18 protein-coding genes are annotated in these 13117 nt (G+C 67.2%); 12 read left to right on the top strand and 6 right to left on the bottom strand.

The features are described from left to right. The first annotated feature begins 305 nt into the window (after positions 1 to 305). The 11 genes from QF035_RS44085 to QF035_RS44135 all read left to right on the top strand — a co-directional run bounded on the left by QF035_RS44085 (position 306) and on the right by QF035_RS44135 (position 7839). Positions 306 to 1640 (top strand): hypothetical protein, encoded by a 1335-nt coding sequence (locus QF035_RS44085; protein ID WP_307527261.1) that lies wholly within the window; start codon positions 306 to 308, stop codon positions 1638 to 1640. Beyond that, positions 1637 to 2317, top strand: coding sequence for a hypothetical protein (locus QF035_RS44090; RefSeq protein WP_307527263.1), 681 nt, complete (start codon positions 1637 to 1639; stop codon positions 2315 to 2317). Before QF035_RS44085 ends, QF035_RS44090 begins: the two co-directional genes overlap by 4 nt. 11 nt (positions 2318 to 2328) lie before the next feature. Beyond that, a complete protein-coding gene (locus QF035_RS44095; protein WP_307527265.1) occupies positions 2329 to 2604 on the top strand; it encodes a hypothetical protein in 276 nt (91 codons plus the stop codon). Beyond that, on the top strand, positions 2601 to 2867 hold the full coding sequence (locus QF035_RS44100; protein WP_307527267.1) for a hypothetical protein: 267 nt from the start codon (positions 2601 to 2603) through the stop codon (positions 2865 to 2867). Before QF035_RS44095 ends, QF035_RS44100 begins: the two co-directional genes overlap by 4 nt. 156 nt (positions 2868 to 3023) lie before the next feature. Next, positions 3024 to 3314: a hypothetical protein gene (locus QF035_RS44105; RefSeq protein ID WP_307527268.1), complete on the top strand. Its 291-nt coding sequence runs from the start codon at positions 3024 to 3026 to the stop codon at positions 3312 to 3314. After that, positions 3311 to 4111, top strand: a complete 801-nt coding sequence (locus tag QF035_RS44110; RefSeq protein ID WP_307527270.1) for a hypothetical protein — start codon at positions 3311 to 3313, stop codon at positions 4109 to 4111. The genes QF035_RS44105 and QF035_RS44110 overlap by 4 nt, the downstream gene beginning before the upstream one ends. A gap of 109 nt (positions 4112 to 4220) precedes the next feature. After that, positions 4221 to 4586: a hypothetical protein gene (locus tag QF035_RS44115; RefSeq protein ID WP_307527272.1), complete on the top strand. Its 366-nt coding sequence runs from the start codon at positions 4221 to 4223 to the stop codon at positions 4584 to 4586. A 324-nt stretch (positions 4587 to 4910) separates the two neighbouring features. Beyond that, positions 4911 to 5063, top strand: coding sequence for a hypothetical protein (locus tag QF035_RS44120; protein WP_307527275.1), 153 nt, complete (start codon positions 4911 to 4913; stop codon positions 5061 to 5063). Continuing rightward, positions 5060 to 5740 (top strand): hypothetical protein, encoded by a 681-nt coding sequence (locus QF035_RS44125; protein WP_307527277.1) that lies wholly within the window; start codon positions 5060 to 5062, stop codon positions 5738 to 5740. The genes QF035_RS44120 and QF035_RS44125 overlap by 4 nt, the downstream gene beginning before the upstream one ends. Before the next feature lie 59 nt (positions 5741 to 5799). Beyond that, positions 5800 to 6624: a hypothetical protein gene (locus tag QF035_RS44130; RefSeq protein WP_307527279.1), complete on the top strand. Its 825-nt coding sequence runs from the start codon at positions 5800 to 5802 to the stop codon at positions 6622 to 6624. Between the two features lie 9 nt (positions 6625 to 6633). Beyond that, a complete protein-coding gene (locus QF035_RS44135; protein WP_307527281.1) occupies positions 6634 to 7839 on the top strand; it encodes a hypothetical protein in 1206 nt (401 codons plus the stop codon). A gap of 212 nt (positions 7840 to 8051) precedes the next feature. On the opposite strand, the gene QF035_RS44140 is transcribed toward QF035_RS44135, so the two are convergent. The 3 genes from QF035_RS44140 to QF035_RS44150 all read right to left on the bottom strand — a co-directional run bounded on the left by QF035_RS44140 (position 8052) and on the right by QF035_RS44150 (position 9965). Then, the gene (locus QF035_RS44140; protein WP_307527283.1) at positions 8052 to 8285 is read right to left on the bottom strand and encodes a hypothetical protein; all 234 of its coding nucleotides are present in this window, start codon (positions 8283 to 8285) and stop codon (positions 8052 to 8054) included. Beyond that, positions 8282 to 9190, bottom strand: coding sequence for a hypothetical protein (locus QF035_RS44145; protein ID WP_307527285.1), 909 nt, complete (start codon positions 9188 to 9190; stop codon positions 8282 to 8284). The genes QF035_RS44140 and QF035_RS44145 overlap by 4 nt, the downstream gene beginning before the upstream one ends. A gap of 394 nt (positions 9191 to 9584) precedes the next feature. After that, complete coding sequence (locus QF035_RS44150; RefSeq protein ID WP_307527287.1) at positions 9585 to 9965, bottom strand: hypothetical protein; 381 nt, start codon at positions 9963 to 9965, stop codon at positions 9585 to 9587. A gap of 398 nt (positions 9966 to 10363) precedes the next feature. Between QF035_RS44150 and QF035_RS44155 the strand changes: the two genes are divergently transcribed. Next, a complete protein-coding gene (locus QF035_RS44155; protein WP_307527289.1) occupies positions 10364 to 10648 on the top strand; it encodes a hypothetical protein in 285 nt (94 codons plus the stop codon). Here the strand turns inward: QF035_RS44155 and QF035_RS44160 are convergent, their stop codons facing one another. The 3 genes from QF035_RS44160 to QF035_RS44170 all read right to left on the bottom strand — a co-directional run bounded on the left by QF035_RS44160 (position 10649) and on the right by QF035_RS44170 (position 12464). After that, on the bottom strand, positions 10649 to 10873 hold the full coding sequence (locus QF035_RS44160; RefSeq protein WP_307527290.1) for a hypothetical protein: 225 nt from the start codon (positions 10871 to 10873) through the stop codon (positions 10649 to 10651). Further along, positions 10870 to 11913 carry a hypothetical protein gene (locus QF035_RS44165; protein ID WP_307527292.1) on the bottom strand — a complete coding sequence of 348 codons (1044 nt, stop codon included), beginning with the start codon at positions 11911 to 11913 and terminating at the stop codon, positions 10870 to 10872. The genes QF035_RS44160 and QF035_RS44165 overlap by 4 nt, the downstream gene beginning before the upstream one ends. A 320-nt stretch (positions 11914 to 12233) precedes the next feature. Beyond that, complete coding sequence (locus QF035_RS44170; RefSeq protein ID WP_307527294.1) at positions 12234 to 12464, bottom strand: hypothetical protein; 231 nt, start codon at positions 12462 to 12464, stop codon at positions 12234 to 12236. Positions 12465 to 13117 lie beyond the last annotated feature (653 nt).

Below are 13117 nucleotides of genomic sequence, written 5' to 3' on the forward strand. Positions count from 1 at the left end.
TGGCTGAATGGGTCGACACCGCGACCCGCTACGTAGAACTCAAACCGCCTTGCGATGGCACGGCATCCGATCCGGTCGCGGCCTACTGCGTACGCCACATGAGTGAACGCATGCGTAAGAGCAACCCCCAATACCGCGTGAGGGCCCGCCAGTTCAGAGGGCGCACATTCCATCAGGCATTCGTGGTGCACACCGATGGCACCCGCACAGCAATCGACGTCTGAGCTAACGGCAGTCCAGGACGCAGCAGAAACGCCGCGCCCCGGGCTGCCGACTGTCAGGCGAAATCCGCCTTTCGAGGAGGAATGATGACCCACCACTACAAGCGGCCCGAGAAGTACTACGTGACGCCCGGAGAAACCGTCGTCGTCAAGTGCGGTGCATCCGAGTGCATGATGAGCATGGGGCTCACTAACAAGTTCATGCCCGTCACCATTCTGGACAACGGATACGGGCAGATGCGCGATCCGCAGGTCGGTCACGACTACTCCATGCCGACTCCGCTGAGCTGGATCAGCTGCTTCTACGAGGACACCGACGGCCGGTACGGGACCGAGGTCTACGAAATCGGCGTCGGACACACCGTCACCCATGCGTCCGGCCGCTTCTACGTCTACGTGGACGGCAAAAAGCTCTACGGCGTCCAGTCCCCGCGGTTCGAGGAGATGCGCGAAGCGGCCCGCGAGATGCACGGGAGGGACATCCCGAGCGCCGAGGTCCGCTTCCTGGAGAACAGCCGCTGCCTGCCCATCTCGTGGTCCCGCTCCGTCGTCGTGCCGCTCGACACCGAGGTCCGTGGCCACGTCACCCGCACCTACCGGGACACCTGGGTCGACCTTCCGACCCACTTCAACCTGTTCGCCGGCCGCCACCACCTTCAGGAGGGTCTGAGAGTGACCCAGGACAGCAATGAACCGCAGGTGTGGACCTTCTACAGCACCGGTGAGGCGTACGGCGCCGTCCAGTGCCGCGAGGAGATCCACGACGGCGATGTGCTGGTGATCGAGCGGGAGAAGGTCGTCGGCATCGCGGAGACGTGGCCCTTCGCCCTCACCGAGGCGTTCGGTGAACTCCACACGCTGAAGCCCGACTTCCGCACATACAAGGACGGCGCCTACGCCGCGAGCATCCCGGTGGCCGAGCGGGAGGCCGCCAGGATCGGCGTACCCCTCACACGCCTGGACGCGGTAGCAACCGAGCGCTTCGCGCCCGACTTCGACCTACGCGGCTCGCGATACACCGTGGAGTCGATGGAGCGCCTGCTGCCCGAACTCCCGGCCGTGCACCTCACCGCCGAGTACGTGACCCGCGTGGTGGAGTCCGCGCTGCTGCGTATCCCGCTCCCGCCCGTCATCGTGTCCGTCGACACCGACAGGCACACCTACGTGGTCCGCTCCGGCGGAGCGTATCTGTCCGCGCTGCGCGAGTTCTGCCGCGGGGGCTCCGAATACCGACTGACCGGCGGCGAGTTCGAGCTGCCGGATGGATTCCCGGACGCCACCTTCGCGGAACTCCCCGGCTGGGGAAAGACCCGCATCCGGGAGGCCAACGTGCGCTGGTTCCAGGTGCGCCCTGTCCCGGACGCCCTGGTCGAGAGCCTGGCCCGACGGATGTGCGGTTGGCCGGGTGAGGTCGCATGAGCGTCGTCGGCTACACCTACGGGGACGACAACCTCTGTCCCTCGTGCACGGTCGGGCGGATGCGAGCGAACGGCATCAAGGTCGCCCGCAGCAGGGAGCATGAGCAGGCGATCCGGCGGGCCGCAGAACGGGTCGGGACCGACTTCAGCGACGAGCGTTCCTACGACTCCAGCGGCTTCCCGAAGACGATCACGAGTCAGCAGACCCGCACGGAGCTGACCGAGCTGCCGGACGGAGAGCGCGGCGAGATCGAGGACGAGAAGTGCGACCGGTGCGGGAAGTGGATGAAGCTCGGGGCGAAGTCGCCGACCGAGGCCGGTCTGACCCGCTGGGTCCGTGACGACTTCGAGCTGCCGCAGGCCCTGGCCCGAGAGATCGCCAGGAAGTTGCGCGAGTGGGGCCTGTCGCACCCGGAGTTCATCACGGAGGACAACGTCCGCCAGGCCGCCGCGATGTTCCCGCATGACTACGCCACCGTGCACCTCTCCGGCGACGCGAGCTTCGGGCTGATGCTGGCGCCCGAATACGACGAGGACCCGTGCTTCTACTGCGAGCAGCCGTACGAGAAGCACACGTTCGTCTGTGAGACGTGCGGCACGAACGTTCCGGCCGGCATCAAGCACTCCCACCAGGTCCCGGTCAAGGGTCAGCTCAAGGTCCGCACGATCAACAAGTAAGGGAACCGAATATGGACGATCTGGTATTCGAAGACCCCCCGGCTCCGCGGAAAACCAATCCCGCATACGAGGCTGTAGCCGAAGCGCTACGCAAGCGGCCCCGCGAATGGGCCAGGGTGGGTGCATTCCCGTCGGCATCCATGATTGCCAGCAACATCAAGCGCGGGAGGCCGAAGGCATTCGAGCCCGCCGGAGCATTCGATTCGGTATCGCGCAAGGTCGAGGACGGGACGGTTCTGTACGTGCAATACGTCGGTGAAGCGAAAGACTCGGAGGAACCATCTTGATTCTGCTGATGGGACGCTTTGATTCCGGGGGAAATCTCATCATCGAGTCGTCGGACCAATTCCCCGGCGACCACCCGCAAGCCGAAATCGATGCTCTGGTTGCCGAGAAGGTCGGTGACGACCCCAACGGGTGGGCGCATTCATACCTGGTGGACTCGCACAGCCGGGCTGTAAATGAGGCGTACCAAGAGGTCGTCAGAGACGTCGATGACGAGAATTCAACCGTCATCGACAATGTCTGGGGCGTCCTGGTCGACGACTGAAACCTGTCCGAACGACGAGCAGTGAATGCCGGACGGCATTCGGCGGTTTCGATTCCCGCGCCGGGCACCAAATGAATTCCAACAGCAGGGAGACCTGAAATGTTCGGCGACGACATGCCTATGTGTACCCGCAACGGCGTGCGCATTGTTGGCGGAATGCAGCTGCACAACACCTACGACAACGAGCCGGTGACCGTCACCTCGGGCACGGACTGCGCCCGTCACCGCAGCACCCCGTACCGCAGACCAGGCGCCGACGGCATCACGCGTCCCACACGGTCGGTACACGCCAACGGGACCGACCGCTACGTCAACGAGTGGGAGGGCTACCACCACGTGGTCGTGCGCACCGGCCCTACCGGTGTGTGCCGTTACGTGCACGCGTCGGAACTGACGACAGAGGAGTGGTCCGGGCAGTTGGCCGTAAGTAAGGAGGGAAATTCGTGAGTGGGTACGGAAGTAAGCGTGCTGTGCGTGAGCTGATCATTGAGACCCTGGAAAAGGAGGGGCGCAACCCCCACGCGTACAACATCGCCGGAATCATGCGGGACGCTTTCTACGACCGGGGGCCAGGGCACGGCTACGGGGCGGAGAGCGAGGAGCATTGGCACGCGGCCGTCAAGAAGTACCGACGAGCCTTCGGTGTCGGTGACCTGGTACGCGTAGTCCTAGAAGTCGACGGGCAGACCGAGTTCCACTACGGCACGATCGCGCAGTTCCGGAAGGCCAACGGGGGCAGCTACCGGGCCACGCCGGTCAAGCCGCACTCCGCGTACGTCGAACTGGAGCACCAGGCGAGTTACGGGCGGACGGTTCCGCTCGACGAAGTCACCCCGATCCTGGACGACTTCGAGTTCATCTGGGACGCCGTCGAGGTCCACCGGGGCGCCTTCGGCCCGGCCGGAATGCTGTGGTGCATGGGCTGCCCGCGCCCCTACCCGAAGCCTGCCGAGGTGAAGGTGGTCCACAAGGCGACGGGCGTGAAGACGCAGTTGTGCAAGGAGCACAACGACGAGGAGCAGTGGGCCCGGCTCGGTCACCGGCCGATGTGGGACGCGCGCGGGTGCCGAGAAGAGATCCAGGCGCTGGTGCGGAACCCCGGGGAGATCACGGGGCCCGCCGACGATGCCGACGCTTGTGCGCTCCGCCAGTTCGCCGACGTGTTCCCGTACCTCGTGCCGGAGAAGGCGGCCGAGTTGTACGCACAGTGGAAGGAAAACCAGAGTGCACAGGTAGCTGCCTGAAATCCGCGTCCGTATCCATCACCCGTACGAGCCCGACGCGTACCCGTGGTGGGAGTTCGACACCGAGGACGCAGCCGCAATTCGCGAGTGTCGTCGGTTCCCTTACGTCGTGGAGGTCACCCACGAGGCTGGCCAGCTCGTGGGTGACCTCTCCAACCTGGTGGCCGGCCCCGGTATCGAGGGCACCTACCGCGTCGGCCCGTGGGCCATTCAGGACACTGCGGTGGCCTACTACACCATCGACTGCTGGACGTCTGCGTGCGGCATCGAACCAGGCAGCCTGTTCCGATTCGTCGGAACCGTCTTCGAGGTACTGGGCGCCGAACACATCTCCCTGGGGTACGGCGATATCGGATACGCGACCGGCTACCTGATCTGGCAGGCAACCAGCGGCGGCCCGCTCATTCGGATCTCCCTCCTGCACACCACAGAGCGAGTGCTGGCGTTGGAGGCTGCCAAGTGCGCCGAATGCTGAGGCTGGGCCACGCACACGCTGGAGAGCGAGGACCCCTGTGAACGACGCCGATATTCCCCAGTCCGAACTTTGCGGGATTGACCATGGGGAACGCGGAGTTGCTCCGCGACGACCAGGCTGACGGCGCTCTTCCCCGGGCCGCCCGGTAACCAGCCGATCCAATAGGTCTGAGTCGGGCGGTCAAGGATGAGCGCAGCTCATCGCGGTAGCGGCGCCGTAGGCGTCCTTGAGGGCCCGGCTCGGACCGGACACTTCACAGCCGGGCGGCCCAGCTCCTCCCTGCTCACCCGATTCGCACGTACAAGCGGGGACGACGGCGTTGACTTGGGGAATTACGCGACCGCTCACAACCCCGACCCCGTCCCGTACGAGCCCGAGGGGGAGCGCGAGCACTTCTGCGAGCCGTGCGGCATCTCCTACGTCTCGACCAACCGAATCAAGCGCCTCAACGGCGTGCTCCTGAAGGGAATCGTATGAGGACAGAAGTCCAGGGCTGGAAGCTCGTGCAGGCCAGGCGCAGCGAGTGGCGCGGCAAGTACGACGGGGTGTTCCTCGGCGAGAGGGACGGCGAGTGGGTCGCGGGCCGGATGTTCACCGGCACGAGCATGCGGGACGGGTTCGGCGACAACGGCGAGTGGTGGTATGCGACCTACTACGACCTGCCCACGGAGCACGAGGCGTACCGGGCGCTGCGCGCGGTGCGCGAGTACATCCGGCTGGCGAAGGAAGCTGCGGACTGCTGGGACTACATCTTCGACCAGCGGGCCGGTGAGGCAGTCGACCAGCACTGGGCGAACCGCGTGCCGCTGGAGGGCGTGGCGGACATGTCCTCGCATTGGGTGCACCCCGGCCAGACCGGTGATATCCGCGAAGGCACGTACATGCTGCCCGCGGCCGAGGCGAAGTACGACCTGCTGAAGCTCATGCGGAAGGCGTACACGGTGCACGAGGCGTTCCGTGACCCGACGCAATGCAAGACCGGCTCGCAGCTGCACACGGCGTCCCAGACCGCTATCGAGGCGGCCGGGCCGGTGCGCCTGAGCGTGGCCGGCGACGGCTTCGACCTGTCGTACCACGGCCGCTACAACGACACCGACGAGCGCTGGCTACGCATCCTCCGCAACCCGCACCCCGACAGGAAGATGGGCAACTGATCGTGCGCTGCTACACCCAGCCCCACGCCAACCCCCGCTGTGAGGGCACCGCGACGCACATGCTGATTTACTCCACGCCCGACATGGACCGGGAGCCGGGGGAGACCTCCCGGTACCTGGACCCGGTGTGTAAACCGTGCGGATACGAGTTCATCCGCCGCGACTACTACCGGGCCGTACTGGTGCCGCTGCACATCTACAACCCGACCCCCGAATTCAAGGACATTGCTGGAGGACACCGGCTGGTCGACCACCCGTTTCATGAGGCGGCCTGCCACGACTGCCTTCTGCTGGGGTCGGTCGAATACTTCCGGCAGGGGCGGCAGAAGAGGCTGCATGGCTGCTGTGCCCGGCCCGAGTCAGTGAACAGCGACCTGTTGCCCAACCGCGCCGCGTACCAAACACTCACGCTCGACGAGCTGGCTGGCCTCTGGTGGAGGTACACGACCCACGATCTCGGCATGGGCATCGAGGACTGGCGTCTGATCGCGAACCATCCCTGCCTCGCCGCCACGTTCACCTTCCGCGACCGCGAGTACGGGCTGCGGCACTCCCAGGACGGCACCTACATCTGGGCCGAGAAGCTGGAGAACCGGGGCCGCCTCCGGCCCGACCGGATTAACACCCAGTACGAGACCACCTACAAGCAGGTCGTCTTCCACATCCACGGCCTGGAGAACAAGTACGAGAACACGTACTTCGTCACCTGGACCCCCGGCCGTCAGGACGTCATTCTCCACGGCGCCGACGGGCAGATCAGAGCCGTGCTGCGCCTGACCGGCCTGACACGCCCGGGTAACCCGCTGGCCGAGGTGACCGACGCCGTGTGCGACACCTTCGGTGCCATTGCCGACATCACTTTCCAGACCTGCATCTACGAATAGGAGACAGCCGTGTCCGAACCGCACTTCCACTACGAGGCCCTCAACCAGGACGGCACCCGTTTCGCGGTACACGAAGGCGCCCCCGGCGCCGCCCGTGAGAGCTGGCGCTACCTCGGCATCGTCCACGAGACCGCCGGGGCCGGATGGGTTGCCGACTGGGGTACCCGGGGTCACGTCGCCATGCCCGGATTCAAGGACAGCGACGACGCGGCCGGCGCCCTCTACTGGTTCGCCCCGCCGGCGCAGTCCTTCGGTAGCCGGCCGGCCGGCAAGACCGCCTCCCGCATGGACGAGCAGCCCGACACGGAAGAGTCCTACCGGGTGCGGCCCTCTCTCATTCCTCACCCCGGCGTCCTCGTTTCCCTCATGCCCATGCGGGGCAGCGGGGACTTCCTGGTCGACTGCAACACCTGGGGCGTGGGCAGCGGCATCGGCTACCTCGAGCACCACGAGGACAGGCAGTTCGACGTCCGGATCGACAACAAGGTGATCGGCGAGACGGAGAGCCGGGAGGCAGGCATGTGGGCCGTGCTCAGGGACTTCACCGGCAGCAGCTTCTACGAGCGGCTCTTGGCCGACTTCACGCCGTCCGGAAAGAGGAACCTTATGTCCGAACCCGACATCGTCGACGTCCGCAAGCTTCCGCCCTACTACAAGGCCGACCTCAACCATCTGCTGCCGGTGGAGCAGTCGTTGCTCGGTCGCCATGAGCTGATCATCGGCGACATCACCCGGTACCGCGCAGGCATTGAGTACTACGCACCGATTGCCCCCACCGAAGACGGCAGGCTCCGGGGCGGCACACTCACCCTGAGCGAGGCGCAGGCCCGCCATATCTACGCTCAGCTCGGCGAGCTGTTCAAGCGTTGGGACCTGGAGAACGAGCGTGAGGCCGAATGGTCGAGCCGCCCACACTTCAGTGCCTGGATGACCTACGGCACCGGTCACCTCTCTCAGCCACACATGGATGTTTCGGTATGGCAGGACAAGCTGACCGGCGAGCACCCGGGGGACGAGCGGGCATGGTCGCCCGACTATGACACGCCTGCTGCGTTCGGAGAGCGCACCACCATCGCCGCCAAGGGCGGGGACCCCGAGGGCGGCAAGCGCGAGGCTGAGCGGCTTCTGAGCGATGCTGGGTGGCGAGTGATCGGCGAATGGCGAGACGCCGACGACATGGCGCTGATCGTTAGCGTCGCCCGCACAGAGGACTGAATCGCCGCTTCTATTCTATGGGCGTGTTGCAGCACCGACTAACAACGGTTGCCCGCTGGCAGCGGCATCGTCTTCACATCCGACGTCCGCACGTCCGCCGGGGCCAGTTCAGGGACCTCCACCATCGAGCCGTCCCGCGTACGGACCGAGCGCAGACGCACCGGATTCACCGCGACGTATCGCCGTGCCGTCGCCCACTCGTATTTCCGTCGCTATAGCGGTTCGCCGGGTTCGGTGACGACCTCCCGGTCGACGACCCACTTGCGGATGATCCGCTGGGCTCCGTCGTCCTCGACGGCGACGAACTGGACAACGACGGCGGGGTCGTGGGTGTAGAGCCCGACCCATCCCTTGTACATGGTGTGGGCGACGGCGGGGTTGTCCCAGTAGCCGGTGACGGCCGGGCCGTCCTCCACGAACTGGAGGATCGCCCGGTACGCCGTCATCGCCCGTCTCCGCCGGCCGCGGCGCTCTCGTCGGCGAACGGGCTCGGCGAGTGGGCGACGACGTCCGGGTGCAGCGCGGGTGCGATCTCATTGAGGTCGGGGTGGGTGGCGGCGACCTCGCGCAGCAGCCGGGTGAAGGTGACGTGATCGAGCCCGCGGCCGGTGCGGGAGACCAGTAGCGGGCCCTCGGTCTCGGTGGAGTGCGGGGCCTTGTGGGTGCGCACCGGCAGGTACTCGTCCAGTGCCCACACCAGCGGGCGGGGGATGGAGGCGAGCGGGCCGACGGCGGAGGCGCTGTTGTTCTTGACCGGCAGCTTCCAGGTGGGACCGGCCTGGTTGTCGCGCTGGACGTACTGCATGACGGCCGCGATGGACTGGCCCGGGCGCAGGCCCGCGAGGGTCATGTAGGTGGCGAGGCGGGCGCGTTCGGGGTGGGGGCCGCGGTAGCGGTCGGCGGCGGTGCGCAGCGCGTCGGTCTGGAACCGGGTGAGGGTCTCGCGCGCGGCCGGCGGGGTGGGCCCGGCGAGCGCACGCCGGGGCGGCAGGTTCCAGCGGGCGGCGCCGAGGGCATCCTCGCAGTGGGCGTAGAAGCTGCGGACGGCGGAGACGGCGCGGCCGCGGGAGGTGGCGGCGAGCGGGGCACCGTCGAAGGCGGTGAGGCGTGCGGCCCAGTCCTGGATGTGCAGGGGCTCGAAGCGCCAGACGAAATCGCCGATGTAGGTGAACCAGTCCTGCTTCCAGCCGGGCGGGGCGTCGATCCCGGCGAGGTAGAGGCGGTAACGGTACTTGGTGTCCTCGTCCCAGACGCGCCCGATGACCTGCTGGCCGTCGGGCCGGACGTACGAACCGGCGAGCCAGCCGTGCAGGATCGCGTAGGGGTCCGGAGCCTGGGTCTGGGAGTCCATCCCGTCACTCTACGAATCGGGCGTGCTGTCCCGGTCCGGGAGTCCCGGCTGGTCCTGTTGCAGCAGCTGACCGTCAGGGAGCAGGTCACCCTGCCGCAGGAAGGCGGCCATCTACAGAACTCCCTCCACGAACCCGTCCCTGTGCTCGGGGGACGCGGCGGCCACGTTGCTCGCCTGGTACGGCTGGGTATAACCGTCGGCCCACCGGGCGACTGCCAGGTGGTTTCGATAGATGTCCGCGTACGGGCCAGCAAGTGCCGCGGCTGCCCTTTCAGGGCGCCAGTCGATCTCTGTTGTCGTCTGCCGCGAAAACGTCAGTGTCGCTGCCACGGGAGGTGTCAGTGCCATCCGCACGGTCACATGGTGCGGCCAGCCGGATGTCCGCCAGCTGTGGTCAGGACGTTTGGGGCGCGGCGCGGGTGAGGGGCGCGAGGTCGCCGTACAGCGCGGCGGCGAGCTCGCGGGCGCGGTGTTCGGTCTCGACGTCGTACAGCACGAAGTAGACGGGGCCGGCGGAGGAGTCGGAGCGGATCTCCCGTGCGCGGATCAGGCGGATGACGGCGGCGCGGATCGCGTCGTACGCGTCATCGGCGACGGTGTGGCCTGGGCCGGCGGTGAGGGCGTCGGCCTTGACGGTCCAGCGGCGGCCCTGGTTCTCAATGGCGACGAACACGGCGCACTGGTGCTTGGCCTGCCGGTACGCGGCGTTGAAGGCGTCGACGGCCGTGGCGTCGGGGACCTGTTCGGCGGGGCACGGGGTGGGCAGCGGCTCCATGGGGGCATCGTCGCAGGAGGGGCGGACATGCTGCCGGTGTTGACGCCGGTCGTGTCCCTGTGGGGGCCGGGGGCGTTGACGGGGTGACGCGTGCACGGGTTGATGGACCCCACGGGACTCGTGCCGGTCGGCGGCCCCGGTACCTGCCCGGCACCCGGGGCCGCGGCGCGTTCGATGCCGGGAGGCCGAGTCAGGGCTCAAGCGGTTTTCGCGGTGGCCAGGGGCCGGAGGTCTTCGGGGCGCTCAGAGTGGTCGCGTCAGTCGGCGCACACGCCGAGCATGTCGTTCCACGCCTGCCGCAGGATGTCCCGGGTCAGGCGCCCGTCCCCGCCCTGATCCGCTGGTCTAAGTGGCGTAAGCACGGTTGCGCGCCTGAAGGAGCCTGCCATGGTCAGAACATGGCACTCATTTTGCTCATCGCCGGCCTGGTCATCATCGGCCTGGGCATTGTCTGGATGTTCCTCCCGCGCAACAAGCGGGAGGATGTCGAACCGCACGGCCTGGACGTGAGCGACATCCTGGAGCAGATCAACAACATGCTGGACAAGTTCGAGTCCCGCTACCGCCCCGGTGTGATCATGCTGGTCGTGGGTGTCGCTCTCGTCTGCCTGAGCGTGTTCGTGGAAACGCGCGAGGCGAAAGATGCCGTGACGGCAGGGCACATCGCGGCCAGCGTGAGGTAGTCAGTAGGGGCGGAAACCGCCGTCGGCCGACTTGATGACCACCGGCACGCCCTCAAGAGTGGGAGGGATGTCATCAGCTGCCCGGTCGACGTACACACGGATCACAGGGACTCCTCCCCGTGTGCCCAGACCTACGCCGTGCACGCCTTTGAGACGGAGAAGCTCCAGCTCATGGCGCTGCTTCACCTCTCCGGCCTTCGCTTGGGCACGGGTCGTCTTGCTCATTGCCAAAACGATACTCCCAGATCGTCGAGAACGTTCGTGATCCGATTCGCGATCGTGTAACGGAACCGCCGGGAGCCACCGCAGATCATTCCGACGGGCCGGAGAGTCCCTTCCTCCAGCACCAGGGCCCCCGAATCGCCGGGCTTGCTGAAACGCTGCCCTTTGGTGGTGGCCTCGACGATGACCTGTTCGCGCATGATCGCCTTCCGGCTGCCGTAAGGGATCACGAGCGTGTTCATGGGGTCGGTCACTTCGCCGTGCGTCACCTGGCTGGTTCTTCCGGATTTCAGCACCGGCAGATGCTCTGCGGGGTCCTGCGGCCGCGGATCGATGTCGCCTACGTTGTAGACGCCGGGCGAGTAGACCTCTGCGGCGTCTGCGATCTCCGCGAGAGCAGCGTCGATGCGGTTGGGCGCATCGAAGTACAGCTCTTCCCAGTCGTCGAGGCAGCCGACCTGATCATGGTCCGGATCGGCTCCGTCGTACGGTGCTGGCTGCAGGACGGCGTCGTTCTTGTGGGCGCGGTTGGTGCGTGCGAGCACATGGTTGCAGCTCACCAGATACAGCTGCCGGGAGGAGCCGCGTCGGGCGAAGAAGCCGAGCGACCCCAGGGTCCCGGCGCTGTGCCCTATGGAGGCGCCGCTCGCGGTCGGGCGGAGCCGGAGGCGCGGGCTGAAGGGCATAAAACCCCCTGTCTCCACCACGTCGGTGGGGACTCCGTCGATCTCCTTGGGGACCGCGGGTCCCGATACGGCGAACACGGGTTCCTTCTGGACGACGTACACGGCGATGCTGGGCACACCGGTGCGGTGCCCGGCGGTGACCTTCTCTCGCAGTCCCACGCCGACGATGTTCGGCTCCGGCGCGGTGGCTGTCGGCCCCCACTCCCAGCCCGCTCCTACCAGTCGGATGCTCTCGTGGGCGAGCAGGGGCGTGTGCTCGGCGAAGGGAGGGGCGGCAGCGGTTTGACTGCCCCAGATGAGCAGCTGCTCCGCTTCGTCGCGGGCAGCCAGCATGTATTTCGTCATCAAACCGCCCATACATCCAGGCTACGACCGATCGCCGCCTCGACGGGCGGCAGTGCTGTAGGCCGCTGGCTTCGGCCCCTGCGGCCCGGGACGGGAGCTGGCTCTGGCACCTCCCGCGCCCGGACGCATCACTGGGGCGGGTCCCGCTGGTCGGGCAGGACGATGATGCGGGTGCCGTTGGGCGCGGTACGGCCGAGAAGGCGCAGCTCGTCGAGGTTGCGGACGAAGATGAGCAGCCCCTTGAGCTGGTCCCAGTCGACGAACTGGGGTCGGGGCCGCAGGACGGCGTAGGGGCGGTCGCCCTTCCCCGCGCCTGTGTGGCGTCGGCCGGATCAGCCGGGCTGCGCGAGCGCGGCGCGGCGGGTGTCGAGCGCGGTCGCCGCGGTGGCGGCGTCGAGCGCGATCCCGAACTCGTGCAGGCCGACGTCCAGTACGTCGGTGGGGGGCGCCGCGGGGTCACGCTTGAGGGCGAGTTCGGCGGCGCCGTGCGCGAGGACGCGGTCCCGGTCGGCGGATGCGGGGTCGGACAGCGCGGACAGCACGTTCCGCCACAGAGCGGTCATCGGTCTGTGCCTCCCTCGGCCGGCTCGGTGTGCGCCTGATCCTGCTCGTCGGCGTCGTGCTCGGTCCTGCCGCCGTACGGCCCGAAGGGCCCTGGGTTGTGCACACTCGGTCAGTGACCAAGTAGCTGTATGGTCCCCGGGTGTTGAGACAAGGAGCCTGGGCAGTCCGCTACAGCTCGCGGGCCGGGCACGCCACTGCGACGTGGTTGACCAGCGACAACGCCCTTGAGGTGTTGCCTGCGCAGGCGGTTGCCCTGTCTGGGCTACCACGGAAGGACGCCTCCAAGCGGGACACGTAGCGTAATCGATCGATGACGCTACGAGACTCTTAGGAGGGTCGACCATGCAAAGAAAGCCGAGACAAGCACCCCGAATACGCGCGGTCCGCCGCATAGCCTTGGCTACTGCCAGCAGCCTGGCCGCAGGCTCCATCGTCCTCTCGTCGGGCTACACAGCCCTCGCGCAACCGACGCCGTCACCCAGTGACACTCACACCACCGAGCCGCCCACGCCTTCACCGTCCGACACTCACACCACCGAGCCGCCAGCTCCGGTCCCGCCCCCGGCTCCAGTCCCGCCCCCTGCTCCGGTCGAGCCTCCGGCTCCCGAGGACACTCACACCACCGCGCCGGCTCCGATCCAACCTCCGGCCG

Origin of the sequence: Streptomyces umbrinus, from assembly GCF_030817415.1 — a bacterium.
Lineage (GTDB): Bacteria > Actinomycetota > Actinomycetes > Streptomycetales > Streptomycetaceae > Streptomyces > Streptomyces umbrinus_A.